Annotated in this window: 23 protein-coding genes; 17 read left to right on the forward strand and 6 right to left on the reverse strand. The window is 63.4% G+C overall.

Features of this window, described 5'->3' with window-relative positions; translation table 11 throughout:
• Positions 1–71: 71 nt before the first annotated feature.
• Together AC0L3C_RS33875 and AC0L3C_RS33880 are read right to left on the reverse strand one after the other, a co-directional pair.
• Positions 72–914 (reverse strand): IclR family transcriptional regulator, encoded by an 843-nt coding sequence (locus tag AC0L3C_RS33875; RefSeq protein WP_473410165.1) that lies wholly within the window; start codon positions 912–914, stop codon positions 72–74.
• A 60-nt stretch (positions 915–974) separates the two neighbouring features.
• Positions 975–3,104: an acetate--CoA ligase family protein gene (locus tag AC0L3C_RS33880; protein WP_473410166.1), complete on the reverse strand. Its 2,130-nt coding sequence runs from the start codon at positions 3,102–3,104 to the stop codon at positions 975–977.
• A 348-nt stretch (positions 3,105–3,452) separates the two neighbouring features.
• On the opposite strand from AC0L3C_RS33880, the gene AC0L3C_RS33885 reads away from it, so the two are divergent.
• The 4 genes from AC0L3C_RS33885 to AC0L3C_RS33900 all read left to right on the forward strand — a co-directional run bounded on the left by AC0L3C_RS33885 (position 3,453) and on the right by AC0L3C_RS33900 (position 7,857).
• Positions 3,453–4,145 carry a GntR family transcriptional regulator gene (locus AC0L3C_RS33885; RefSeq protein ID WP_162496371.1) on the forward strand — a complete coding sequence of 231 codons (693 nt, stop codon included), beginning with the start codon at positions 3,453–3,455 and terminating at the stop codon, positions 4,143–4,145.
• A 79-nt stretch (positions 4,146–4,224) separates the two neighbouring features.
• Positions 4,225–5,958, forward strand: coding sequence for an oxalyl-CoA decarboxylase (oxc, locus tag AC0L3C_RS33890; protein ID WP_473263205.1), 1,734 nt, complete (start codon positions 4,225–4,227; stop codon positions 5,956–5,958).
• Positions 5,959–6,021: 63 nt separating this feature from the next.
• Positions 6,022–7,299: a formyl-CoA transferase gene (gene frc, locus AC0L3C_RS33895; RefSeq protein WP_007608365.1), complete on the forward strand. Its 1,278-nt coding sequence runs from the start codon at positions 6,022–6,024 to the stop codon at positions 7,297–7,299.
• Between the two features lie 375 nt (positions 7,300–7,674).
• Positions 7,675–7,857 carry a hypothetical protein gene (locus tag AC0L3C_RS33900; protein ID WP_007608360.1) on the forward strand — a complete coding sequence of 61 codons (183 nt, stop codon included), beginning with the start codon at positions 7,675–7,677 and terminating at the stop codon, positions 7,855–7,857.
• Between the two features lie 66 nt (positions 7,858–7,923).
• Here the strand turns inward: AC0L3C_RS33900 and AC0L3C_RS33905 are convergent, their stop codons facing one another.
• The 3 genes from AC0L3C_RS33905 to AC0L3C_RS33915 all read right to left on the reverse strand — a co-directional run bounded on the left by AC0L3C_RS33905 (position 7,924) and on the right by AC0L3C_RS33915 (position 8,753).
• Positions 7,924–8,148 (reverse strand): hypothetical protein, encoded by a 225-nt coding sequence (locus AC0L3C_RS33905; protein WP_473263204.1) that lies wholly within the window; start codon positions 8,146–8,148, stop codon positions 7,924–7,926.
• Positions 8,149–8,202: 54 nt separating this feature from the next.
• Entirely contained in the window at positions 8,203–8,445 is a 243-nt protein-coding gene (locus AC0L3C_RS33910; protein WP_027516998.1) for a hypothetical protein, read from the reverse strand.
• A gap of 98 nt (positions 8,446–8,543) precedes the next feature.
• A complete protein-coding gene (locus AC0L3C_RS33915; RefSeq protein WP_007593324.1) occupies positions 8,544–8,753 on the reverse strand; it encodes a cold-shock protein in 210 nt (69 codons plus the stop codon).
• 580 nt (positions 8,754–9,333) lie between these two features.
• Here AC0L3C_RS33915 and pcaB point away from each other — a divergent pair.
• The 3 genes from pcaB to AC0L3C_RS33930 all read left to right on the forward strand — a co-directional run bounded on the left by pcaB (position 9,334) and on the right by AC0L3C_RS33930 (position 12,416).
• A complete protein-coding gene (gene pcaB / locus AC0L3C_RS33920) occupies positions 9,334–10,713 on the forward strand; it encodes a 3-carboxy-cis,cis-muconate cycloisomerase (RefSeq protein ID WP_473263203.1) in 1,380 nt (459 codons plus the stop codon).
• 6 nt (positions 10,714–10,719) lie between these two features.
• Positions 10,720–11,709, forward strand: a complete 990-nt coding sequence (locus tag AC0L3C_RS33925) for a Bug family tripartite tricarboxylate transporter substrate binding protein (protein WP_473263202.1) — start codon at positions 10,720–10,722, stop codon at positions 11,707–11,709.
• A 263-nt stretch (positions 11,710–11,972) separates the two neighbouring features.
• Positions 11,973–12,416, forward strand: a complete 444-nt coding sequence (locus tag AC0L3C_RS33930) for an SRPBCC family protein (protein ID WP_473263201.1) — start codon at positions 11,973–11,975, stop codon at positions 12,414–12,416.
• Positions 12,417–12,633: 217 nt separating this feature from the next.
• Here AC0L3C_RS33930 and AC0L3C_RS33935 read toward each other — a convergent pair whose 3' ends face one another.
• Positions 12,634–13,965, reverse strand: coding sequence for an Hsp70 family protein (locus AC0L3C_RS33935; protein WP_473263200.1), 1,332 nt, complete (start codon positions 13,963–13,965; stop codon positions 12,634–12,636).
• 279 nt (positions 13,966–14,244) lie between these two features.
• On the opposite strand from AC0L3C_RS33935, the gene AC0L3C_RS33940 reads away from it, so the two are divergent.
• The 10 genes from AC0L3C_RS33940 (at position 14,245) to AC0L3C_RS33985 (ending at position 23,573) form a co-directional block, all read left to right on the forward strand.
• Positions 14,245–14,382 (forward strand): hypothetical protein, encoded by a 138-nt coding sequence (locus AC0L3C_RS33940; protein ID WP_473263199.1) that lies wholly within the window; start codon positions 14,245–14,247, stop codon positions 14,380–14,382.
• Between the two features lie 244 nt (positions 14,383–14,626).
• Entirely contained in the window at positions 14,627–15,913 is a 1,287-nt protein-coding gene (gene oxlT / locus AC0L3C_RS33945) for an oxalate/formate MFS antiporter (protein WP_473263198.1), read from the forward strand.
• 255 nt (positions 15,914–16,168) lie between these two features.
• Positions 16,169–17,491, forward strand: coding sequence for an oxalate/formate MFS antiporter (oxlT, locus tag AC0L3C_RS33950; protein WP_473263197.1), 1,323 nt, complete (start codon positions 16,169–16,171; stop codon positions 17,489–17,491).
• 176 nt (positions 17,492–17,667) lie between these two features.
• Positions 17,668–18,093 carry a CBS domain-containing protein gene (locus AC0L3C_RS33955; RefSeq protein WP_007593342.1) on the forward strand — a complete coding sequence of 142 codons (426 nt, stop codon included), beginning with the start codon at positions 17,668–17,670 and terminating at the stop codon, positions 18,091–18,093.
• A gap of 104 nt (positions 18,094–18,197) precedes the next feature.
• Positions 18,198–19,217 (forward strand): 2-dehydropantoate 2-reductase, encoded by a 1,020-nt coding sequence (locus tag AC0L3C_RS33960; protein ID WP_473410167.1) that lies wholly within the window; start codon positions 18,198–18,200, stop codon positions 19,215–19,217.
• Complete coding sequence (locus tag AC0L3C_RS33965; protein WP_473410168.1) at positions 19,214–20,002, forward strand: fumarylacetoacetate hydrolase family protein; 789 nt, start codon at positions 19,214–19,216, stop codon at positions 20,000–20,002. The genes AC0L3C_RS33960 and AC0L3C_RS33965 overlap by 4 nt, the downstream gene beginning before the upstream one ends.
• Before the next feature lie 229 nt (positions 20,003–20,231).
• Positions 20,232–21,638, forward strand: coding sequence for a hypothetical protein (locus AC0L3C_RS33970; RefSeq protein WP_473410169.1), 1,407 nt, complete (start codon positions 20,232–20,234; stop codon positions 21,636–21,638).
• Positions 21,639–21,767: 129 nt separating this feature from the next.
• A complete protein-coding gene (locus AC0L3C_RS33975) occupies positions 21,768–22,481 on the forward strand; it encodes a hypothetical protein (protein ID WP_473263192.1) in 714 nt (237 codons plus the stop codon).
• Between the two features lie 171 nt (positions 22,482–22,652).
• The gene (locus AC0L3C_RS33980) at positions 22,653–22,853 is read left to right on the forward strand and encodes a hypothetical protein (protein WP_007608336.1); all 201 of its coding nucleotides are present in this window, start codon (positions 22,653–22,655) and stop codon (positions 22,851–22,853) included.
• A 69-nt stretch (positions 22,854–22,922) separates the two neighbouring features.
• Positions 22,923–23,573 carry a hypothetical protein gene (locus AC0L3C_RS33985; protein ID WP_473410170.1) on the forward strand — a complete coding sequence of 217 codons (651 nt, stop codon included), beginning with the start codon at positions 22,923–22,925 and terminating at the stop codon, positions 23,571–23,573.
• Positions 23,574–24,074: the final 501 nt, after the last annotated feature.

Below are 24,074 nucleotides of genomic sequence, written 5' to 3' on the forward strand. Positions count from 1 at the left end.
GCATCGTGTCGTTTGGTCGCATATCAGCCAAAACGGCCGACACTGTCCAGTGACATACCCCGGGTTTGTGATTAGCGGAGCGTCGGAACTGCCCCGCCGAGCGCGGCCGTCAGTTCGGCAGCAACATCCCGGACGATCTGCCCGATTTCCGGTAGTCGCTGATCGGTCAGCCGGCTGGTCATGCCGGACACGGAAATCGCCGCGAGCGGCTCGGCGCAGGCGTTGTAGACCACCGCGGCAACGCAGCGCAGGCCCATGCAGGCCTCTTCATCATCCAGCGCGAAGCCTTGCTTGCGGATCTTTTCGAGTTCCTTGAACAGGTCGCTCGGTCGCACGATGGATTTCTCGGTCAGGCGTGGCATGCCGTGATGGCGGATGACGGCGCCGACGTCCTCGTCGGAATAGGTCGCGAGCACCGCCTTGCCGACGCCCGACGTCACCATCGGGACGCGGCCGCCGACTTGGGTCAGCGAGCGCATGATCTCGCGGCTCTCCATGCGGGTCAGCACGATGATGAACTCGTCGTCGACCATGGCAAGATTGGCCGTCTCGCGGGTGAGATCACGCAGCTTGCGCAAATAGGGGATGGCCTGGGCGCTGAAATTGCGCCGGCGGGCAAAGCTCGCGCCGACGGTGAAGCTGCGCACACCGACATGCCATTTGGATTCAGCGCGGTCGAACTGCACGAAGCGGCGGCTTTCCAGCGTCGCGAGCAGGCGGTGCACGGTCGAGGCGGAGAGCCCGGTGCGCACGGCGAGATCGCTGAGGCGATAGCCTTCGTCGTCCTCGGACAGCGTCTCGAGGATCGACAACGCGCGGTCGACGGACTGCACGCCGCCGTCACGCGCCTCGTGGTCGGCCTCCGATGGCGACCGGGGCTCGAGAGATTTACGCCGGATCACGTTCCTGCTCATCGCGACCTGACTGTTTTCACCACTCCCCGCGCGCGGGGAGTGGTGAAGGGGATCGTCGTCTCAGAGCAGCCCTGCCCCGCGCGCCCATTTGTACTTGGCACCGAGGACCTCGACCGGCAGTTCGGTCGAGTATGCATACGCCGGAATGCCGTTCTGGTAGAGATATTCGGCGGCCTCCTCGACCTCGACGTCGCCGGCAAGCGAGGCGACGATCGGCTTCACGAAGCCCTTGGCCTCCATCTCCTTCTTCACCTCGACCATGTTGCGTGCGAACACCATCGGCGGCGTGACGATGGTGTGCCAGTAGCCGAGGATCAGCGAATGGATGCGCTCGTCCGTCAGGCCGAGCTTCACCGTGTTGACATAGGTGATCGGCGGCTCGCCACCGGTGATGTCCACGGGATTTCCGGCCGCGCCAAACGGCGGGATGAACTTGCGGAACGCCGCATCCAGATCCGCCGGCATCGACATCAGCGACAGGCCGTTGTCGACGCAGGAGTCCGACAGCAGCACGCCCGAGCCGCCGGCACCGGTGATGATCAGCACGTTCTCGCCCTTCGGCGTCGGCAGCACCGGCACGCCGCGCGCGAATTCGAGCAGTTGCCGCAAGCTACGGGCGCGGATCACGCCGGACTGCGCCAGGACGTCCTCGTAGATCTTGTCGTTACCGGCGAGCGCGCCGGTATGCGACGAGGCCGCCTTCGCACCGGCCGAGGTGCGGCCGGCCTTGAGCACGATGACCGGCTTTTTCTTGGAGACGCGCTTTGCCGCTTCCGCAAAGGCGCGGCCGTCCTTGAGGTCTTCGCAGTGCTGCGCGATCAGGTTGGTGTTCGGGTCCTGCTCGAAGAAGGCGAGCAGATCGTCCTCGTCGATGTCGGACTTGTTGCCGAGACCGACGATTGCCGACACGCCCATCTTGGCCGAACGGGAGAAGCCGATGATGGCCATGCCGATGCCGCCCGACTGCGAGGACAGCGCCGCGTGGCCCTTGACGTCATAGGCGGTGCAGAAGGTCGCGCAGAGATTGGCAGGCGTATAATAGAAGCCGTAGATGTTCGGTCCCATCAGGCGGATGTCGTATTTCTTGCCAACTTCGACGATCTCGGCCTGGAGCTCCGGCGCGCCGGCTTCCGCGAAGCCCGACGGGATCAGAACTGCGCCTGGAATTTTCTTCTCGCCGCATTCGGTGAGCGCCGCGGCCACGAACTTCGCGGGAATGGCGAACACGGCGGTGTCGATTGCGCCCGGCACGTCCTTGACGCTCTTATACGCCTTGTAGCCGAGGATCTCGGCGGCCTTGGGATGAATCGGGTAGATGTCGCCCTTGTAGCCGCCGTTGATGAGGTTCTTCATCACGGAATTGCCGATCTTGCCGTCTTCGGCCGAAGCGCCGACCACGGCAACCGCCTTCGGCTGCATGATGCGGCTCATGGCCGCGACGATCTCTTCGGTCGGGCGCGGCTTCGGCTTGGGCACGTAAGCGAAGTCGACGACGATGCGGACATCGGCCGCGATCGCGTCCTTGGCCGTCGCGAACACCGGGTTGAGATCGAGCTCGACGATCTCGGGGAAATCGGTGACGAGCTGCGAGACCTTGACGATGACATCCGCAAGCGCGGTGCGGTTCACCGGCTCGCCGCCGCGAACGCCCTTCAAAATCTCATGCGCCTGGATGCCGTCGAGCATCGACAGCGCATCTTGCTTGGTCGCGGGCGCGAGGCGGAAGGTGATGTCCTTCAGGACTTCGACCAGCACGCCGCCGAGGCCGAAGGCAACCAGCTTGCCGAACGATGCATCGGTGATCGACCCGACGATCACTTCGGTGCCGCCGGCCAGCATCTGCTGCACCTGGACACCCTCGATCTTGGCGTCGGACTTGTACTTCCTGGCGTTCGAGAGGATCGTCTCGTAGGCCTTCTCGGCGTCTTCGGCCGTCTTGAGGCCGACGATGACGCCGCCGGCTTCGGTCTTGTGGAGAATGTCCGGCGAGACGATCTTCATCACCACCGGGAAGCCCATCGAGGCGGCCATCTTGCCGGCCTCGCCGGCCGACTTCGCCACACCTTCCTTCGGCACCGCAATGCCGTAGGCGTCGCAGACCAGCTTGCCTTCCGGCGCGGTCAGGCTGGTGCGCTTGTCCGCCTTGACCTGGTCAAGCACCTTGCGGACGGCATCTTTGGAATTGGACATGTGGCTCTCCCTTGACCTTGGTTCTTGCGTTCTCAAAGCGCGCGCGTGTTGCGGCTGCCCGTTATGCTTTCCATTCGCCGCGCTCTGTTCCATGTCGCGGAACGGAGTGGCATAAAGCCGAGGTTACTCCGCCGGCTTGGATCAAAAATGGCTGGCGATGGCATTTGGTATGCCAGAAGCCAACTTGTCAAGCTGCAGCGCACCTTAGAACGCTGCAAAAAATAGGCAGCTTGACATTCTGGTATTTGGTATGCCAAAAACTTTCCCGTTAATAATCCTGTAAAAGACGACTCCCACTGGAGGAGATTCGTCGTGTCACTGCGGAAACCAACCAAGGCGTTGCCGAACATGGCCGAGGCAGATATCGCAATCGTTCGTATTGCCCCGGAGAGTAGCTTCAAGAACAAGGCGTATGACGCCTTGAAGGAAGCCATCCTCAAGATGGACATCTACTCGACGCCCGAGCCGGTGATGCTCGACGAGCGCGCGTTGTCCGAGCGCCTCGGCGTGAGCCGCACGCCGATCCGCGAGGCCATCGCGATGCTCGAGCAGGACGGTTTCGTGAAGACGGTTCCGCGCCGCGGCATCATGGTGGTACGACGGACCAAGAGCGAGATTGTCGACATGATCCGCGCCTGGGCGGCGCTGGAGAGCATGGCAGCTCGCCTCATCACTGCCACAGCGCGCAAGAAAGACATCACGGCGCTGCGCGACTACTTCAAGGAATTTGGCAAGGATCGCCTGCCCGAGGATCACGTCGAGGAATATTCGCGGGCCAATATCGCCTTCCACCAGGCGCTGATCTCGCTGTCGGAATCACCGGTGCTGGTCGATCTCACCAACGACCTGCTGCTGCACGTGCGCGGCTATCGGCAGTTGACCATCGGACGCAAGGACCGCACCGCGACTTCGCTCCCAGAGCATCTCGGCATGATCGAAGCCCTGGAGGCGCGCGATACCGAGCTCGCCGAGAAGCGCGCCCGCGATCACACCCTTGGCCTTGCCGCTTACGTCGAAGCGCATGGTCAGGAACTCTTCTAGCCAGCAACGTTCACCAGAAGGGCGAGGCATCGCCCCCAAAAGCCTGAAGCGGCATCTTGAGACCAGGGAGACAAGGCCCATGCTGAATACCGCGACCAAGTCCGAAGCACCGGGCACCGAGCAGGAACTGACGGATGGTTTTCATCTCGTCATCGACGCGCTCAAGCTGAACGGCATCAATACCATCTATAATGTGCCGGGCATTCCGATCACGGATTTGGGCCGCATGGCGCAGGCGGCCGGTATTCGCATGATTTCGTTCCGCCACGAGCAGAACGCCGGTTATGCGGCGGGCATCGCCGGCTATCTCACCAAGAAGCCCGGCATCTGCCTCACCGTCTCCGCGCCCGGCTTCCTCAACGGTCTCACCGCGCTCGCGCACGCCACCACCAACTGCTACCCGATGATCCTGATCTCGGGCTCCTCCGAGCGCGAGATCGTCGACCTCCAGCAGGGCGACTACGAAGAGATGGACCAGCTCGCGATCGCCAAGCCGCTATGCAAGGCGGCCTATCGCGTGCTGCACGCCCAGGACATCGGCATCGGTCTTGCCCGTGCCATCCGTGCCGCCGTCTCCGGCCGTCCGGGCGGCGTCTATCTCGACCTGCCGGCAAAACTGTTCGGCCAGGTGATGAACGCCGATGCCGGCCGGAAGTCGCTGGTCAAGGTGATCGACGCTGCTCCCGCACAGATTCCCTCGCCCGCTTCGATCAAGCGCGCGCTTGATGTCTTGAAGAGCGCTAAACGTCCGCTCATCATCCTCGGCAAGGGCGCGGCCTACGCGCAGGCCGACGAGGAGATCAAAACCTTCGTCGAGAAGAGCGGTATTCCCTTCCTGCCGATGAGCATGGCCAAGGGCCTCCTCTCCGACACCCATCCGCAGTGCGCAGGCGCTGCACGCTCGACGGTGCTGAAAGAATCCGACGTCGTGCTGCTGATCGGCGCCCGGCTGAACTGGCTGCTCTCGCACGGCAAAGGCAAGAACTGGGGCGAAGCGCCCAAGAAGTTCATCCAGGTCGACATCGAGCCCAGGGAGATGGACTCGAACGTCGAGATCGTCGCGCCCGTCGTCGGCGACATCGGCTCGGTCGTCTCCGCCTTCAACCAGGCGATGGCTTCGGGCTGGACCGCCCCGCCGGTTGAATGGACCAAGGCGATTTCGACCAAGCGCGAAGAGAACGTCGCCAAGATGGCGCCGAAGCTCATGAACAACAAATCGCCGATGGACTATCACGGCGCGCTCGGCGTGCTGAAGAACGTCATCAAGGATCATCCCGAGGCGATCCTCGTCAACGAGGGCGCCAACACGCTCGATCTCGCCCGCGGCGTCATCGACATGTACAAGCCGCGCAAGCGTCTCGACGTCGGGACCTGGGGCGTGATGGGCATCGGCATGGGCCAGGCGATCGCGGCTACGCTCGAGACCGGCCATCCCGTGCTCGCGGTCGAAGGCGACTCGGCCTTCGGCTTCTCCGGCATGGAAGTGGAGACCATCTGCCGCTACAATTTGCCGATCTGCGTCGTCATCTTCAACAATGACGGCATCTATCGCGGCACCGACGTCAACAGCGTCAATTCCGATCCGGCGACGACGGTGTTCGTCAAGGGCGCCCGCTACGACAAGATGATGGAAGCCTTCGGCGGCATCGGCGTCAACGCCACCTCGCCGGACGAGCTCAAGCGCGCCGTCAACGAAGCGATGGCCTCGGGCAAGCCGACGCTCATCAACGCCGTGATCGATCCGGCCGCCGGTTCCGAGAGCGGCCGCATCGGCAACCTCAATCCGCAGAGCGTTCTGCAGAAGAAGAAGTAAGCATCCCCTTCAACCCATAAGGTCCCTGCGGGTGCAGGGTAGATCAGAGTACGGAGCAACACGATGACAAAAGCGCTCGAGGGCGTTCGCATTCTCGACTTCACCCACGTCCAGTCCGGGCCGACCTGCACGCAGTTGCTCGCATGGTTCGGCGCTGACGTGATCAAGGTGGAACGCCCGGGTGTGGGTGACATCACCCGCGGCCAGCTGCAGGACATCCCGAACGTGGACAGCCTGTATTTCACCATGCTCAACCACAACAAGCGCTCGATCACGCTCGACACCAAGAACCCCAAGGGCAAGGAAGTCCTCACCGAACTGATCAAGAAGTGCGACGTGCTGGTCGAGAACTTCGGCCCCGGCGTGCTCGACCGCATGGGCTTCCCCTGGGAGAAGATCCAGGCGATCAACCCGAAGATGATCGTCGCCTCGATCAAGGGCTTTGGTCCCGGACCGTATGAAGACTGCAAGGTCTATGAGAACGTCGCACAGTGCACCGGCGGCGCCGCCTCCACCACCGGCTTCCGCGACGGCCTGCCGCTCGTCACCGGCGCGCAGATCGGCGACAGCGGCACCGGTCTGCATCTGGCGCTCGGCATTGTCACCGCGCTTTATCAGCGCACCCATTCCGGCAAGGGCCAGAAGGTGACGGCCGCGATGCAGGACGGCGTGCTCAATCTGGCGCGCGTCAAGCTGCGCGACCAGCAGCGCCTCGCCCATGGTCCGCTCAAGGAATACAGCCAGTTCGGCGAAGGCATTCCGTTCGGCGATGCCGTGCCGCGTGCCGGCAACGATTCCGGCGGCGGCCAGCCTGGCCGCATCCTGAAGTGCAAGGGCTGGGAGACCGATCCCAACGCCTACATCTACTTCATCACCCAGGCCCCTGTCTGGGAGAAGATTTGCGACGTGATCGGGGAGCCCTCCTGGAAGACCGATCCGAACTACGCCAAGCCGGCCGTCCGCCTGCCGCGCCTGAACGAGATTTTCGGCCGCATCGAACAGTGGACCATGACGAAGACGAAGTTCGAGGCGATGGAAATCCTCAACAAGGACGACATCCCGTGCGGACCGATCCTGTCGATGAAGGAGATCGCCGAGGACCAGTCGCTGCGCGCGACCGGCACCGTGGTCGAGGTCGACCACCCCACCCGCGGCAAGTACATCTCGGTCGGCAACCCGATCAAGCTGTCGGACTCCCCGAGCGAGGTGGAGCGCTCCCCGCTGCTCGGCGAGCACACCGACGAGATCCTGCGCACCGTGCTTGGCTTCTCGGACCATCAGGTCGCCGATATCCACAAGTCCGGCGCGCTCGATCCGCCGCAAAAGCAGGCCGCGGAGTAAGCGGCCTTATCTCACGACCCGAAAGGCCGCCGGCTTCGGCGGCCTTTTTGTTGGCGCGCAAAGTGGCTGCATCGCACGATCGGCACGCTTGCCGCGCCGCGAAGGCTGGATTAAACATTGGTTCGCGAGGAACAGACGCGGTGGCCGGCCGTTGCTCCCTCGACCGGCGTGCTCCCGGGAATGCGAGCATGCCCGAAATGCCAGCATGCCATCTCCACAGCGAGTGCAGCACGCCTCGCAAAGAACCTGCCCCACGCTGAAGAACTGGTTGCCTTCGCTTGCGAGGGTGGCAAGTCGGCCCTTCAGTTCAGGCACGGGCGGCGTCGCGTCCGGCGCTCGCCAGGACCACGCTCGTTGATCAAATTGAGAGCTCAAATGTCGAAAGATCAATCCTCTGATCGCGCCAAGCGTGAAGCCAACAAGGCGTTCAAGCCGGCGACAACGCAGAAGCCGATCAATGACTATGCGAAGGACCAGAACTCCTTCAACGAGAATCGCGAACGGCTAAAAGCGGAGCGATTGGCCCGGGAGGCGAAGCCGGGAAGCGGCTCCGAATAAGAGCGTCGGTCCCAGACTCCGACCGCGGATTGCGCTGAAGGCGCGGCACCGAACTCTGCGCCTGCCCTACAGCATCGAAAGCACGATGATTCCGTCTTCGACTGCACCAGAAGCGAGCTGCGCCCGCGCCATGCGCTCGAACTCGGTCCGGTTCTTGCGAAGATAACTGAAAGCCTGCTTCTGCGTCAGGAACGTCGTCGCAAGACGGCACATCTGTCGGCCCGCGCCAAGCGCGAGAAAGAAGGTGATGGTGCCACCGCCATCCGACTTGATTCTAGGCACGACCCGCACTCTTTGGCATGTGATCGGCCCTCTCCGAATTGTCGTCGCCGCAACGGAAGGCAGCTATGGCGTCACCTTCTTCTTGCGCTTCGTTGGAGTGGCCGCGGGCAACGATGCCTGAAGGGCGGCGTCGGCCGCTTCCTTGGCTTCGCGCAGCTCTCGAAGCCGCGCCATGTTCTTGCGAACATCGACGGCTTGCTTTCCAACATCCACCATCGCCCGAGCGCCTTCCTCAGCGGCCAAACGCTGACGATTAGAACGCGCGATGCTTTCGGGTGACGGTTCGGCCGGTCTCTTGGCGCTCATTATTCACCCTGCTCTGCAACGGACAAAAACCCGCTCAATCCGGAGATCGAGCGGGTGGCATGGCCGTTTCAGTACATCCGTGAAACGGCACCAAGGCTTTAGGCCAGCGAGAGATTCTCAGCGCTGACCTTGCCCCGCATCTTGTCGGTCTTGAGCTCGAAGTTGACCTTTTGGCCTTCAGCGAGACCTGCAAGACCAGCCCGCTCGACCGCGCTGATGTGAACGAACACATCGTTGCCGCCGTCGTTCGGCTGAATGAATCCAAAGCCCTTCTGGCCGTTAAACCACTTCACAGTACCTGTCGTCATTTTCTTCTCCAAAGCGCATACGCGCAGGTTCCGCGTGATCGTCACGCAGAACAAATTCTATTCGTCGATGTCTATGGAAAAGGAGCCCGCGGGCGCATTCAACAAGGCACAGCGGCTGAACGAACAGCCTCAACGTATACCTCATCCTCGCCATTTGCAAGGCTTGACCGAATTTAACGCCTCGGGCCCCGGCGGTAGGTAGGGGACGCCGCGCTATCCAGCGCTCATCAATCGCCGCAACTGCTCTCGGCAACGACCTGCAACCCAACATGACACGGGCGCGATATCCGAATTTCGAGTGTTGGGGGCGCTCTACGGCGTTCTCCAATTCAGAACGCATGTATCGCAATAATGCATTTTTACAAAACGAGGGGGTAACCTAGGCTTGATCGATACCAAGCCGTACGGCGCGCAATGGAGCGCGACGACGGAGGGACCGATGCTGACTGATGCGGCTATTTTTTAATCAGACATCGCCATGCGCCCGCAAGGTAAGAGTCGCCATTCATGAGCTCGGATTGAGGCTTGCCGGCTCGTTTGAACGCGCACGCGTTCGGTCATCCATGATGGCGACCCGGCCATGCTGAGTTTCGAGCCCGGAACGGTCTTCAGCAGCCGTCACCTCGCCGATATTTTCAGCACCGCCCCGATGCGCACCATTTTCGGTGAGCGCAATTCCCTTGACTCCATGCTCCTGGTCGAGGTCGCGCTGGCGAAGGTACAAGGGCAGCTCGGTGTGATTCCTGTCGAGGCTGCTGCTGCGATCGCCTCCGCTGCACGTACTGAACTACTCGACCTCGACGAATTGGCCGCGGGCACTTTGCGCGCCGGCTTGCCGGTCGTGAATTTGGTCGAGCAGTTGATCCGGCTTACCGGCAACCCCCATGGCGAATTCGTCCATTGGGGTGCCACGAGTCAGGACATCATGGACACCGCGCTCGTGATGCAGATACGCGACGCGCTCGAGCTCATCCACCGCGACCTGGAGCGCCTGATATCCACGCTTGCGGATCTGGCGCGTACTCACCGCGATACGCCCATGGTCGGCAGGACCAAACTTCAACACGCGATTCCGATAACCTTCGGATTCAAGGTTTCCGTCTGGCTGTCGGGCCTGCTGCGCCACAGGCAACGTCTCGCCGAACTCAAACCAAGAGTCCTCCAGGTCCAATTCGGCGGTGCGGTCGGCACTTTCGCATCGCTTGGCGACGATGGCGACCGCGTCCGCGCTGCGCTAGCCAGCGAACTCGGACTCGGCGAGCCCTTGGTGGCATGGCACGCCGCGCGCGATGGTTTGGCCGAGACGGTTTGCCTGCTTGGGCTGATCTCCGCGACCCTGAGCAAGATCGCGACCGATGTCGTGTTGATGGCGCAGACTGAGGTCGGGGAAGTGCTGGAGCCAGGCGGCCAGGGCCACGGCGCCTCCAGCACCATGCCGCACAAGCGCAACCCGATCATCTGCGAGCAGATTCTCAGCACCGGACTGTCGTTGCGCCGGCTCGCGAGCGCCATGCTCGACGCTTCGGTCCACGACCATGAACGGGCGACGGGACCGTGGCAGGCCGAATGGTCGCTGCTGCCGGAAGCGTTCGTGCTGGTCTCCCGGGCCATGGACAACGCTGTTCGCCTCTGCAGCGGACTGGTCGTCAGGCCCGATGCGATGCAGGCCAATCTCGGTCGGACACAGGGTCTCATCGCCGCAGAGGCCGTCATGATGGCGCTGGCTCCCCACGTCGGGCGCCATCATGCGCACGAAATGGTGAGTGCGGCATGCACGCACGCCATCGCCTCGGGCCTGACACTAGCCCAGAGCCTTTCGCGCGATCCAGCCGTGACGGCGCACATCGCGCCCCATGAGATCGAGGCGGCTGCGGATCCGGCCCGATACATCGGCCTGTCCGGCCGTGAGGTCGATCGTGTTCTCGCGGCGGTGCAAGGCGACGCCATTGATGCGGAGTGAGGCCATATGATTTTGAAGCGCAAGCGCATGGGCCTCGTCGCAGCTGCGGTGCTGGCAATGTTGAATGCGGCACAGGCCGAGTCGCCGTTCCCGTCACGGCCGATCACGTTGGTCGTCCCGTTCGCGGCCGGCGGCCCGAATGACGTGATGAGCCGGATCGTGTCCGAACACATGTCGCGAAAACTCGGGCAGCCGATCATTGTCGAGAACATCGCCGGGGCGGGCGGCACGACCGGCTCAACGCGCGTCGCGAAAAGCGCGCCCGACGGTTATACGCTGGTCAGCGGTCACGTCGGCACGCATGCGGCATCGGTCGCGCTATATCCGAATCTCCGTTACGACCCGCTGGTTGATTTCACGCCGATTGGCCTGGTCGCGGAAACGCCGATCCTCATCGTCGCTCGCCGCGACCTTGGCGCGGACAGCATGGCGTCGTTCATCGCGATCGCCAAGGCGCGTGGCCCGGACCTCACCTTGGCCCATGCGGGCGTCGGTTCGATCAGCCACATCAGCTGTCTGCTGTTCACCTCCGTGATCGGATTCAAGCCGGTGGAGGTGCCTTATCGCGGATCAGCGCTGGCGATGACCGACCTGATCGCGGGCCGCAGCGACTTCAGCTGCGGACTGTTGGGTGACGTTCTTCCCTTCCTGGGTGACAACAATCTGCGTTTTCTGACCGTATCGGCCGCCGCACGGGTTCCGCAATTGCCGGACACACCGACGGCCCGGGAAGCCGGGCTTCCACGGTTTGTGGCATCGAGCTGGTTCGCGTTCTACCTGCCGAAAGGCGCCCCTGACGCCATTCGCGACCGGTTCTCGGATGCGCTTCGCGCGGCGCTCGACGATGACGGCGTGCGGAGACGGCTTGAACTGGTAGGCTTGATCCTGCCACCGCCGGACCAGCGAGGCCCCGAATCTCTCAAGCGGCGGATGACCGAAGAGATCGCGCGCTGGCAGGACATTGTCAAAACCGCGCAGATTCGCCTCGATCAATAAGTGCAACCGATGCAGTCGAGCGCGTGATCGCCGGCCAGCTCTCGCCGCCGGCGCATCAGTCGCAGGCGGGCGGAACAATCCGACGATCCCCGGCTACAATCTCGCATTCGCCATGACGCCGCACGACGTGGCGGCGGTGTGCCAATCATCCATCAAAAAAATTCGAGACGCCCTGTCGGATCGGCGGTATCCGATCCGTCATCTAGACATGAATGGGCAATAGACGCTGACGTCGAGCCCGGCGATTCATGAGGAAGATGATCATGCCCAGCACTGTGCGCCTGCACCGCGTTTTGACGACCAGCCCTGAGAAAGTCTATCGCGCCTTCCTGGAGGCGGATGCGCTGGCGAAATGGCTTCCGCCGAACGGCTTCACCTGCACCGTGCATCATTTCGAGCCGAAGGTCGGGGGCACGTTCAAGATGTCGTTCCGTAACTTCACGACGGGCAACAGCCACGCCTTCGGCGGCGAATATCTCGAGCTCGTCCCCGGCGAACGTCTCCGCTACACTGACAGGTTCGACGACCCCCATCTGCCGGGCGAGATCCAGGTGACCGTGATCCTGAAGAAAGTATCCGTCGGCACCGAGCTGGATATCACGCAGGCCGGCATCCCCGACGTCATCCCGCCGGAGGCTTGTTATCTCGGCTGGCAGGAATCGCTGCGCAATCTGGCGAAGCTCGTCGAGCCTGAGATCAAGCAATAGCGTCTGCAGCGGAGCGAGCGCCTCGTCCTTCGAGACGACCGCTCCGCGGTCTCCTCAGGATGAGGCTAGCGGCAACAGGGCTCGTCAAGACTGCAGCCACATACTCCGACCTCATCCTGAGGGCCCGCCAAAGGCGGACGTCTCGAAGGATGGGCCGCCAAACGGCCGCCTAGTGCGATGGCCAGCTCACGAACGATCGAGTGTCATCTCAGCGAGCCTACGCCCCTGCCTTCGGCGCAACCCCGCCGCTTGCGGTCCAGCGGTCGGGGTCCGGGCTGTGCCCGATCAAAGCAAGGCCGTAGGCGATCGACTCGAACTGGTCGCCCGACATCAGCCGTTCGTTGCCGAACCGCTCTGCGAACAGTCTTCGGACAGCCGGCACGAAGGACGTGCCGCCGGTCAAAAACACCTTCTCGACCTCGCGCGCGGTGATGCCGGCTTCGCCCAGCACCTTGTCGACGGTGGCCCCGAGCCTCGCGACGTCGTCGGCAATCCAAGCTTCGAAATTCTTCCGCGTGATGGTCGAGCCGATGTCAACCCCACCGCCCCTGAAGCGGAACTCCACCTGGTCCTGCGCCGACAAAGCGACCTTGGCGTCGGACACCGCGCGGTACAACGAAAAGCCGAGGTCGAGATCGACGATGGTGATGAAATCCTCGAGCAGAGCCGGCTTCACCGCGGTGCGCGCAAGCTCCCGGAGTTCGCGCAGGTCGCCGTTGCTCTTCATCATCGCGAGCTGATGCCAGCGCGCGAGGTTGGTGTAGTGGCCGGTGGGGATTGGCAGCACCTTGTCGAACGAGCGGAAGCTCGAGCCCTTGCCCAGCCGCGGCGAGACGACGTGATCGACGATGCGGTAATCGAAGGTGTCGCCCGCAATCCCGATGCCGGCATGGCCGAGCGGCTCGGCGCGCAAGGCGCCGCCGGCACGCGAGAACCGCATCACCGAGAAATCGCTGGTGCCGCCGCCGAAATCCGCAACCAGCACGGTCGCATCGCGCTCGAGCCGGCGGGCGAAGGCGAACGCTGCGCCCACGGGCTCGTAGACATAGCGGGCGTGGCCGGCGCCAAGGCGCTCGAACGCGGCCCGGTAGCGCTGCATCGCCAGCGCCTCGTCGGGATTGCCGCCGGCGAAGCGGACGGGGCGACCGACCGTAATGGTGGACGTCTCGAAGCCGAATTTATCGCCGCCATGGCGCGCCAGCGTCCGCAGGAACGCCGCCAAAATATCCTCGAACTTGTAGCGCTGCCGGAACACCTGGGTGGTGTTGAAGCTGGAGCTCGCGGCAAAGGTCTTGAACGACTGGAGGAAGCGGTAGACATGCCGTCCTTCGAGGAACTGCTCGATCGCCCACGGACCACCTTCGGCCTGGGCGCCGGCTCCCGGCCGGTCCTCCCAGAAGCACAGCGCCGACACGAAGACGCTGTGGCGCTGTCCGCCATGGTCGAAGCGGATGGCCTCGACCCGGCGGTCGTCCGCCGCAAGGGCCACGACCGTGTTGCTGGTCCCAAAATCGATGCCGATCGAGACGGCGGGCGAGGCGCTCGACATGAACCACTCTGACAGATGATTGGAAGAGGGCAGACCACTAGCGGCTTCGTGCACCGCTGCCAAGGCTCCGATTTTGGACATTGGCGGTCAAATGATTCAGTTTCGGCGGGTTTTGGGCACGTCGCACTCAAATCAACCGATTTAACGGATTGTTATGCTGCAATGCGAAGAGCTAAATGCTGCCATGCAATGGCATGCATGGACATTGGCATCTGGTATACATAGATTGCCCTTCGAAATGAGACAGCAGCACTGACCGTCTCAAGAAAGGGATTTCCGATGTCCAAGACCGCTTCCGTCGCTCTCACGCCCTCCTCCTCGCTGTTCGCCCGCCTGATGGCCACGATCGACCGCCTCCTGATGGCGAGCGCCAAGATCTCGAATCACAATGGGGACCTGCCACGCTTCGGCCTGTAAGCGGGCCCATCCCGCGCCGCCGCGCAGCGGCACGGTTTAAACCGGTTCGCATACTACTTTTGATGAATGGCCCCGGATGACGGGGCCATTTCTACTTGTGCCGTCCTGAGTCACAGCCGCAACCGGGCAAGGTCCTGCGGCATTTGCGCACGGTGACCGGACCAGCGCTTGAAGCTTGGCATAATGCATACAAGAATGCCGTTCCAGCGCTCGCAGAAAAATGAGAGGCGCCACGGGAGGCTTTATGACGGACATGGTGCAAGCAACCGCCCCTACAGCCGCGCGCGTTAGCGACACGTATCGCTGGGCGCAATTGGCGGTTGGCGTCGCGGCGATGGTGATGATCGCCAACTATCAATACGGCTGGACGTTCTTCGTCCCCGACATCCAGAAGAAGTTCGGCTGGGATCGTGCGTCGATCCAATGGGCCTTTACCCTGTTCGTCCTGTTCGAGACCTGGCTCGTGCCGATCGAAGGATGGTTCGTCGACAAATACGGTCCGCGCCTCGTCGTCCTGGTCGGCGGCGTGCTCTGCGCCGCCGGCTGGGCGATCAACGCGCAGGCGACCACGCTCAACGGCTACTATCTCGGCATGATCATTGCGGGCATCGGCGCCGGCGGCGTCTACGGCACCTGCGTCGGCAACGCGCTGAAGTGGTTTCCGGACAAGCGCGGTCTTGCCGCGGGCATCACGGCCGCGGGCTTCGGTGCAGGCTCTGCGCTGACCGTTGCGCCGATCCAGGCCATGATCAAGGACAGCGGTTTCCAGACCACCTTCCTCTATTTCGGCCTCGGACAAGGCATCATCATCTGCATTCTCGCCTTCTTCCTGCTGGCGCCGAAGGCAGGCCAGGTGCCCAGCGTGGTGGCGAACGCCAATCTGCAACAGAGCCGCCGCAACTATCAGCCGACCGAGGTACTGCGCCAGCCGATCTTCTGGCTGATGTACTTCATGTTCGTGATCGTCGGCGCCGGCGGCCTGATGGTGACGGCCAATTTGAAGCCGATCGCGGCCGACTGGAAGATCGACAACGTGCCGGTCACGTTGATGGCGGTGACGATGACCGCGGTGACCTTCGCGGCCACCATCGACCGCGTGCTCAACGGCCTGACGCGTCCATTCTTCGGCTGGATCTCCGACATGATCGGCCGCGAGAACACGATGTTCATCGCCTTCGGCATGGAAGGTATCGGCATCTGGATGCTATACCTCTGGGGCCACGATCCGCTGTGGTTCGTGCTGCTCTCGGGCTTCGTGTTCTTCGCCTGGGGTGAGATCTACTCGCTGTTCCCCTCGACCTGCACCGATACGTTCGGCGCCAAGTTCGCGACCACCAATGCCGGCCTGCTCTACACCGCGAAGGGTACGGCCGCGCTGCTGGTCCCGATCGGCAACTACATGCAGCAGTCGTCTGGCAGTTGGGACAACGTGTTCATCATCGCGGCCGGCGCCAACATCCTGGCCTCGGCGCTGGCGATCGCGGTGCTCAAGCCCTGGCGCAAGGTCGTGGTCGCGCAATCGACCGTCTGACGCACTCCAAAGCGCTTCTCGCGCAAAACGCCCGGCCTCGCGGCCGGGCGTTTTCGTTTTGCGCGAAGCTTCGGCGATCCCGCCGTGGTGCAAACGGAACTCGCATTTTGTCGCCCGCGCGCCAAGATAAGGCTTGCAATCTGGAATATGGTATACCAAGCTCGCCACTGCGCTTGCGACGATAAGCCACAATATTGCGACATCAGGTCATCTTGCGACCGGTGCCGAACCAGACAGGCGCTCGGGAGGTTTTTGATGATTTCCAGCACCGATGGCGCCGTCACGGCCGCGCCTCTTCGCACAGGTTTCCGTTGGCTTCAGCTGGTCATGGGCATCGTCTGTATGGCGATGATCGCCAACCTGCAATACGGCTGGACGCTGTTCGTCGATCCGATCGATCACGCGCACCACTGGGGACGCGCCGCGATCCAGCTCGCCTTCACCATCTTCGTCGTCACCGAAACCTGGCTGGTGCCGATCGAGGCCTGGTTCGTCGACAAATACGGCCCGCGGATCGTCGTCATGTTCGGCGGCGTCATGATCGCGCTGTCGTGGATTCTCAACTCCTATGCCGATAGCCTCACCTTGCTCTACGCGGCCGCGATCATCGGCGGCATGGGCGCGGGCGCGGTGTACGGCACCTGCGTCGGCAACGCGCTGAAATGGTTTCCCGATCGCCGGGGCCTTGCGGCCGGTGCGACCGCCGCCGGCTTCGGCGCAGGCGCTGCACTCACCGTCGTGCCGATCGCGGCCATGATCGCAACGAGCGGCTATCAGCACGCGTTCCTCACCTTCGGGATCGGCCAGGGCGTGATCGTCTTCGTGCTCGCCTTCTTCATCCAGCCGCCGCGCATCTCGATCCCGCCGAAGAAGAAGCAGCTCAATCTGCCGCAGACCAAGATCGACTTCACCCCGCCCCAGGTGCTGCGCGCCCCTATTTTCTGGGTGATGTATCTCGTTTTCGTCATGGTCGCCTCCGGCGGCCTGATGACCGCGGCGCAGATCGCTCCGATCGCGCACGACTTCAAGATCGCCGACACGCCGGTCACGCTCGCCGGCTTCCAGATGGCGGCATTGACGTTTGCGATCTCGCTCGACCGCATCTTCGACGGTTTCGGACGGCCCTTCTTCGGCTTCGTCTCCGACACGATCGGCCGCGAGCACACCATGTTCATCGCCTTCGGCACCGCGGCGCTGATGCTGCTGACGCTGTCCGCCTATGGCCACGTGCCTGTCGTTTTCGTGCTCGCCACCGCGGTCTATTTCGGCGTGTTCGGCGAGATCTACTCGTTGTTCCCGGCGACCTGCGGCGACACCTTCGGCTCGAAATTCGCAACCACCAACAACGGCATGCTCTACACCGCGAAGGGGACGGCGTCCCTGCTCGTTCCGCTGGCCAGCGTGATCTCGGCCACGTATGGCTGGAAGGCCGTGTTCGTGGTCGCGGTCGCCTTGAACGCGACGGCGGCCCTGATGGCGCTGTTCGTGATCAAGCCGATGCGCCGCTCCTTCATCCTCGGCAAGGAAGCCGAGAGCGCCAACGCCGCGACGGGGAACGCCAAGACCGAGACGGCATAACGAACACGCACCTTGCACGGGTGACACAGGGGCGCAGCGATGCGCCCCTTTCTTTTTGGCTGACGGCAAATGTCAGCATTGCTGCCGCAAGATTTTGCGGATCAGCCAAATCGAACGCTTGACGATTGGTATTATGTATACCACACTTGCTTCATCATTCACCCAGGGAGGTTGCAATGCTGGTCGGAGACATTCTGCGCAAGAAGACACCGCGCGTTGTCACGGTGCGAATGAACGAAACGGTGGGTATCGCCGCCAAGCTGATGCGCGCCAACAATATCAGCGCACTGGTGGTGAAGGACGTGGTCCGCTCCGAGGGTAATACCGCGGTCGGCATGTTCACCGAGCGCGACGTCGTGCGCGCCGTTGCCGAGCACGGCGCCAATGCCGTCAACGTCAAGGTCTCGCAGCTCGTCTCGGTGCAGCAGCTCGTGTCCTGCACGTCGAGCGACACGATCGAGCACGTTCGCCATCTCATGAACCGGAATCACATCCGGCACCTGCCTGTCATCGATGATTACAGCCTCGTCTCGGTCATCAGCATGCGTGACATCGCGTCCTTCATGGACGAAGCGATCAACGGCACGCCGCAAGCAGCTTAGAGCGCCTCACTTCCCCTGCGACTACCGGACCCGGCTCGGACCCTTCCGAGCCGGACCGGATCTTTCGTCCCGAAATCCGGCTTCCGCTGCTTCGCGAGGATTCCATGAAGATCTGCATCTACGGCGCCGGCGCAATCGGCGGATATCTCGGGGTTCAGCTCGCGCGCGCGGGCGCCGACGTCAGCCTGGTCGCACGCGGCGCGCACCTTGCCGCGATGCGCGAGCGCGGCCTGACCCTGCTCGCGGGCGAGGAGAAGCACACCGTGCATCCGCGCTGCACCGATGATCCCACCGAGCTCGGCGTGCAGGACTACATCATCATCACGCTGAAGGCGCACTCGATCACCGGCGTGATCGAGACAATGCAGCCGCTGCTCGGACCCCATACCCGCATCGTCACCGCCGTCAACGGCATCCCCTATTGGTACTTCTACAAGCACGGCGGCCAATACGAGAATTCGACGCTGGAGAGCATCGACCCCGGCGGACGGCAGTGGCGCGAAATAGGCGCCGAACGCGCCATCGGCTGCATCGTCTATCCCGCCACCGAGATCGAGGCGCCCGGCGTGATCCGTCACGTCTACGGCAACAACTTTCCGCTCGGCGAGCCCTCCGGCGAGACCACTCCGGACGTGCAACGCCTCGCCGATCTCTTTGTCGCAGCCGGGCTGAAAGCGCCGGTGCTCGATCGCATCCGCGACGAGATCTGGCTCAAGCTGTGGGGCAACGTCTGCTTCAACCCGATCAGCGCACTCACCCATGCAACGCTCGACGTGATCTGCACCGATCCAGCCACCCGCGCGCTGTCGCGCGCGATCATGATGGAGACGCAACGCATCGCCGAGACGTTCGGCGTCAAATTCCGTGTCGACGTCGAGCGCCGCATCGAAGGCGCCCGCAAGGTCGGCGCGCACAAGACCTCGATGCTGCAGGATCTCGAGCGCGGACGCCCGATGGAGATCGACCCGCTCGTCACCGTCGTGCAGGAGATGGGCCGCCTCACCGGCGTCGCCACCCCCGCGCTCGATTCCGTGCTGGCGATGGTCACCCAGCGCGCCCGCATCGCCGGTCTCTACGACGGCATCTCGACGCCATCGGATCCGCGCGCACTGGCGGTGGCATGATGGCTGGCGAGGTCAAACGATGGCTCCGCTTCCGCAAGAGCGGTGCGACCGGCTTCGGCACGCTGAATTCGTCAGGCATCAGCGTGCATGAGGGCGACATGTTCGGCCGCCATGCAGCCACCGGCAAGACGCTGGCGCTGTCGGAGGTCGAACTGCTCGCGCCCTGCGCGCCCAGCAAGATCGTCGCGCTCTGGAACAATTTTCACGCGCTCGCGGCCAAGCTCAACCAGCCCGACCCGCCGGAGCCGCTCTATCTTCTGAAGGCCACCACCAGCATCACGACACCCGGCGCGGTGATCCGCCGTCCCTCTTATTACGACGGCAAGACCACCTATGAAGGCGAGCTCGGCATCGTCATCGGCAAGACCTGTGCGCGGGTGTCGCCGGCGGAAGCGGACGGCTGCATCTTCGGCTACACCTGCGTCAACGACATCACGGCCAACGATATCCTGACCAGCGACCCGACCTTCCCGCAATGGGCGCGGGCCAAGGGCATCGACGACTACGGCCCGTTCGGCCCCGTCATTGCCACCGGTCTCGATCCGGCCAGGCTGGTGGTCCGCACCATCCTCAACGGCGCGGAGCGGCAGAACTATCCGATATCGGACATGATCTTCACCGCGCAGGAGCTGGTCAGCAGGATCTCCCACGACATGACCCTGCTCCCCGGCGACCTCATTGCCGTCGGCACCTCGGTCGGCGTCGGCGTGATGAAAGAGCCGGTGAACACGGTAACCGTCGCGATCGACGGCATCGGCGAATTGACCAACGAGTTTCGGCTGTAGCGCAATCTGTCATTCCGGGCTCGCGCTTCGGAATGACGGCGGAATGAGCCAGCACCGCCCCGCAGAGGGAAACCCGGCAACCTCACACCGCACTCCGCCGATCGGCTGACGCATTCAGCCGTGGATCGTGCGACCGGACCTATCCGGCAAGCCCCCGCCGCCCTTGATCTCGGTTCCGCTCTCCAATAGCAATTATGGCGATAATGTGTGCCGGCGTGAGGAAGTCACGATGTGGCTGTTTTTCCTGGTTGCCTGGTTTGTTCTGCTCGCTGCCATCGCGATCTTCGCCCAGCAGGCGCTCGGTTACGATGTCGGCTACCTGCCCACCTGGTTCGGAGGCCTGCCAGTCCCGCAGCGGTTTGCGACCGGCGCGATCCTGGCCTTGGCGCTGGCACTGATCGGCGCCTCCGCCTGGCTGTTCTCGCGCCAGGACCGGCGCCTCGACACATTGCGCGATCGTCTCAAGAAGACCCGCGAGGACGTCGTCGTCGCCCACGCCCTGCAGAACCACCTCGACGCCACCGTCCAGCACCTGATCGAGAGCGATCCCCGGGAGGCCGTCTCCGCCCTGCACGACAAGCTGGGCGAGACCGAGCAGCGCGCCCTGCTGCAGCGGGGCCGCAACGAATCCACCGACATGCACGACCAGCTCGCCGAAATCCGCCGGCGCCAGCAGGAACTGCGCGACATGGTCGGCAAGGCCGCCGAGCAGCGCCGCGCGGTCGAGCCCGTTTTCACCGAGATCCGCGACCGCCAGAACCAGCTCGAACGCTCGCTGCACGACCTCGAAACCGACGACCGCAAGAACAACCTCGCCGACCGGCTGAAGGACATCGCGCGCGACGTATCGACGCTGCTATCCCGGGTCGGCACGGTCCAGAACACCTTTGCGACCCTGAACCAGTACAAGGAAGATCTGGCGAAGTCCCACGCCGAGCTGGTGCCGCTGCGGGCGTCGGACGCCGGCCTCAATGCCTTGATCGGCGAGCTGGGCCTCAGCCATGAGCGCCTCACCAAGAGCGTCGACGAGCTCGAAACCGGCGGCGAAGCGCCGCTTAGCACCCGCGTCGAGATACTGTCGAAGAACAAGATCGAGATCGAGCAGCGCCTGGCCCGCATCGAGGACAGCTTCCACATCCTCAAAGGTATCGGGCTCGATTTCGAAGAGCTCGGCCAGCGCCGGGCCCAGCTCGAACGCTCGCTCGCCGGTGTCGAGATCGACGCCGAGGGCAATACGCTTGCCGACCGCCAGAATGCGCTGAACGATTTTGTTCTCCAGTCGCGCCAGCGCCTCGGCGCGTTACAGGAAACGCTGGCGACGCTGAACGCCTTCAAGACGGAGCTGTCGAAGTCGCAGGCTGACCTCGTCCCACTGAAGGCGCCCGTGTTCGGCATCGAGGCGATGATCGCGGACGTCGGCACGACGCGCGACCTCCTCGCCAAAACCGTCGGCGAGATCGAGGCGAGCGGCGACCTCAGCCTCGCCTCGCGCGTCGACGCGCTGACCAGGAGCAAACGCGAGGTCGAGGACCGCCTCGCCCGCATCTTCGACAATTTCAACGCGCTCGACGGCTTGCGAAAAGACATCGGCGGCATCTTCTCCACGATCCGGAATAGCCTGAACCGGATCGGGTGAAGGCAGTCCGTAGCGACATCCGGGGCGCGCGATGCGCAAAGACCCCGGATACCGCTTCACTTATCCGAGCTACGATCGAAACAAGCGTCGAGCTCGAACCGCGATCTCTCTCGGCGCGACTAATCCCCCATGCGCTTCATCCTCGGCCTTCTGTCTGGTCTCGTCGGCATGCTGGCCGGCTGGTCCGGACTTGCGATCCTGGTGGCGACGCTCGCGGGGCCGGACCGGGATGGCGGCACCGCCATGGGGGCCTTCTTCCAGATCGGGCCGATCGGCGGTGTCATCGGGTTTATTGTCGGCCTGTGGCTCTTCAGCAGGATCGGCATCGTCAGAGAGAGCGTCTCTCCCTCCGACGCGGAGGTGCCCGGCACCGCAGCGGCCTCCCGCAGCCGCATCTCGTTTCCCTTTGCCGTCACGCTTGTGCTGCTGATTGCGGGGCTCGGCTGGTGGGCGTGGTACGAATTCGTCCGCTCGCCCACCCTCTCGCACGGCTTCATGACGCTCGAGCTCCAGTTCAAGCTGCCAGCCGGCATGACCTTGCCGGCAAGGGAGGACGTGCGGATCGAGGTGCAGGAACGACAGGGATATACCGTGGCCGAGTTGACCAATCGCTGGCATGGTCATGACGGCGATCGTCAGGTGATCCTCACCTCCGCCTCGCTGATGTACAAAACACCCCACCGCCTCGTCACCCTCACTTTGCCCAACCAGCCCCCACAATCGTGGCGGCTCGATCTCTCCTCCGATCCAGATCCGACACCGGGCTATTCGGACTGGCACGTTGCGGAGGGCACGCCGTCCGCAAAGGTCGAGATGAATTTTCGCCTGAGCGCCGACCGCTGAGGAGCGCTCGGCGCCACTCCGAAGCATCTGGACACATCACATCTCGGCGCGCACGGCAGATGCCGCCAACATGTCGCGCGGATGCCGCACTGTGGACGCATTCGGCCGCCCTTCTGTGAGGCGTGTCTGGGGGCACGGCGGTGCCGTGTTTGGACCAAACCTTCTAGGGGTGTGACTGTGAAGAAGATTGTATTTGTTGTGGGTGCTACGCTTGCTCTGGTGACGGTTGCGAATGCTGCGGATCTGCCGCGCCGCCAGCCCGTTCCCGTCTATTCCGAGCAGGCGCCGATCGGCAAGATGCCTATTGGCAAGAGCCCGGTTGGAAAGGCCCCGATCGGCAAGGCGCCCGGCCCCGTCGCGGCGCGCTACTGACGCGCAGCGAAATACGCGCAGAAGCAAAGCTAGACTCTGCGTGAGTGGCCGACAGTCGAGGGGCATAGCGTGACGAACAAACCTGATCGATCCGGACCCTGCATCCTTGCGGGATTCGCGCTCGCGGCCCTGCTCGCGTGCACGACGCCCTCGGCCTCCGCCCACGAAGCGAACAAGCGCGTTGCTGAGGCAAACGCGCTTGCCACGACCGAGACCGCATCACGGCCGGCGCTGCAAACGACGCGGCGCGCAGTCGTGCGCGCGGAGAAAGGTCCGTACTACGTCGATTTCCGCGCCCGCACGGCCGCAAGCTGGGGCCACGCCTTCGTCTGGTACGGCAAGACCAGCGAGCGCGCCGTCGAGGTGGCAGGGCTCACGCCGGCCGGCGACACCTGGGCCTATGTGCTCGGTCACCTCACCTGGGTGCCGGCGGAGACCGGCGCGAGCTACGGCGATCTCGACCCGGACTATTTGACCGCGAACTACCGCGTCTATCTGAACGAAGCCGACGCCAAGCGCGTGTTTGCCTATATCAAGAAATTGCAGGCGAGCTCGCCGGTCTGGAACGCCGAGACCACCAATTGCACCGGCTTCATCGGCGACATCGCCGAGTACATGGGATTGAAGGTCCCCTACCGCTGGCAGCGCCCCGAAAACTTCGTCAACAGCCTCAAGGAAATGAATGGCGGCCGCCAGGTGGTGCGGCTGTCGACGGAATAGCTGAAGCCCTCTTGCCCGTCGGGCAAAACACCCGCAAATTTCCCGCACCGCCTGTCAATCCCCGCCCGCCAAAATATTCCACTTTACCGAAATTCGGATTTGTCGTAGGTACGACACACCCTGACCCGGGACAAGGGGCGGATCGCGATCGTCACGAACCGCGGGTTGGGCAGCGATGGACGCGACGGCGTCGGGCGCGGCGAGCCTTGCAGGGCGGGAAACCGTGAGCACAGGCTTCGCGCCTACGACACGGCGCCGACAGCGTCTTCGCATGGTTTCGGGTGCGAGCACACGCCAGCTCTCGAAGTCCCAGCGAGGACGTGCGCGGACGAACAAGTCGTGTGGTCCTGACGCCCGGGGTCTGTGCGTCAAGTCCTGCAGTGATGTGGCGGTCCAACCGGGCGCGCGCATCAGTCATCTGCATGGCGACGGGGGCAATAGTGCATCGCTCCCCGGGGAGCAACTGTGTTGAAGTAGCCCGGCGATCGGCCGGCCTCAAGG

The organism is Bradyrhizobium sp. WSM4872, assembly GCF_055811715.1.

Coding starts and splice junctions, on each gene's coding strand:
- AC0L3C_RS33875 (WP_473410165.1), bottom strand. CDS start 914: ATGAGCAGGAACGTGATCCGGCGTAAATCTCTCGAGCCCCGGTCGCCA.
- AC0L3C_RS33880 (WP_473410166.1), bottom strand. CDS start 3,104: ATGTCCAATTCCAAAGATGCCGTCCGCAAGGTGCTTGACCAGGTCAAG.
- AC0L3C_RS33885 (WP_162496371.1), top strand. CDS start 3,453: ATGGCCGAGGCAGATATCGCAATCGTTCGTATTGCCCCGGAGAGTAGC.
- oxc (WP_473263205.1), top strand. CDS start 4,225: ATGCTGAATACCGCGACCAAGTCCGAAGCACCGGGCACCGAGCAGGAA.
- frc (WP_007608365.1), top strand. CDS start 6,022: ATGACAAAAGCGCTCGAGGGCGTTCGCATTCTCGACTTCACCCACGTC.
- AC0L3C_RS33900 (WP_007608360.1), top strand. CDS start 7,675: ATGTCGAAAGATCAATCCTCTGATCGCGCCAAGCGTGAAGCCAACAAG.
- AC0L3C_RS33910 (WP_027516998.1), bottom strand. CDS start 8,445: ATGAGCGCCAAGAGACCGGCCGAACCGTCACCCGAAAGCATCGCGCGT.
- AC0L3C_RS33915 (WP_007593324.1), bottom strand. CDS start 8,753: ATGACGACAGGTACTGTGAAGTGGTTTAACGGCCAGAAGGGCTTTGGA.
- pcaB (WP_473263203.1), top strand. CDS start 9,334: ATGCTGAGTTTCGAGCCCGGAACGGTCTTCAGCAGCCGTCACCTCGCC.
- AC0L3C_RS33925 (WP_473263202.1), top strand. CDS start 10,720: ATGATTTTGAAGCGCAAGCGCATGGGCCTCGTCGCAGCTGCGGTGCTG.
- AC0L3C_RS33930 (WP_473263201.1), top strand. CDS start 11,973: ATGCCCAGCACTGTGCGCCTGCACCGCGTTTTGACGACCAGCCCTGAG.
- AC0L3C_RS33935 (WP_473263200.1), bottom strand. CDS start 13,965: ATGTCGAGCGCCTCGCCCGCCGTCTCGATCGGCATCGATTTTGGGACC.
- AC0L3C_RS33940 (WP_473263199.1), top strand. CDS start 14,245: ATGTCCAAGACCGCTTCCGTCGCTCTCACGCCCTCCTCCTCGCTGTTC.
- oxlT (WP_473263198.1), top strand. CDS start 14,627: ATGACGGACATGGTGCAAGCAACCGCCCCTACAGCCGCGCGCGTTAGC.
- oxlT (WP_473263197.1), top strand. CDS start 16,169: ATGATTTCCAGCACCGATGGCGCCGTCACGGCCGCGCCTCTTCGCACA.
- AC0L3C_RS33955 (WP_007593342.1), top strand. CDS start 17,668: ATGCTGGTCGGAGACATTCTGCGCAAGAAGACACCGCGCGTTGTCACG.
- AC0L3C_RS33960 (WP_473410167.1), top strand. CDS start 18,198: ATGAAGATCTGCATCTACGGCGCCGGCGCAATCGGCGGATATCTCGGG.
- AC0L3C_RS33965 (WP_473410168.1), top strand. CDS start 19,214: ATGATGGCTGGCGAGGTCAAACGATGGCTCCGCTTCCGCAAGAGCGGT.
- AC0L3C_RS33970 (WP_473410169.1), top strand. CDS start 20,232: ATGTGGCTGTTTTTCCTGGTTGCCTGGTTTGTTCTGCTCGCTGCCATC.
- AC0L3C_RS33975 (WP_473263192.1), top strand. CDS start 21,768: ATGCGCTTCATCCTCGGCCTTCTGTCTGGTCTCGTCGGCATGCTGGCC.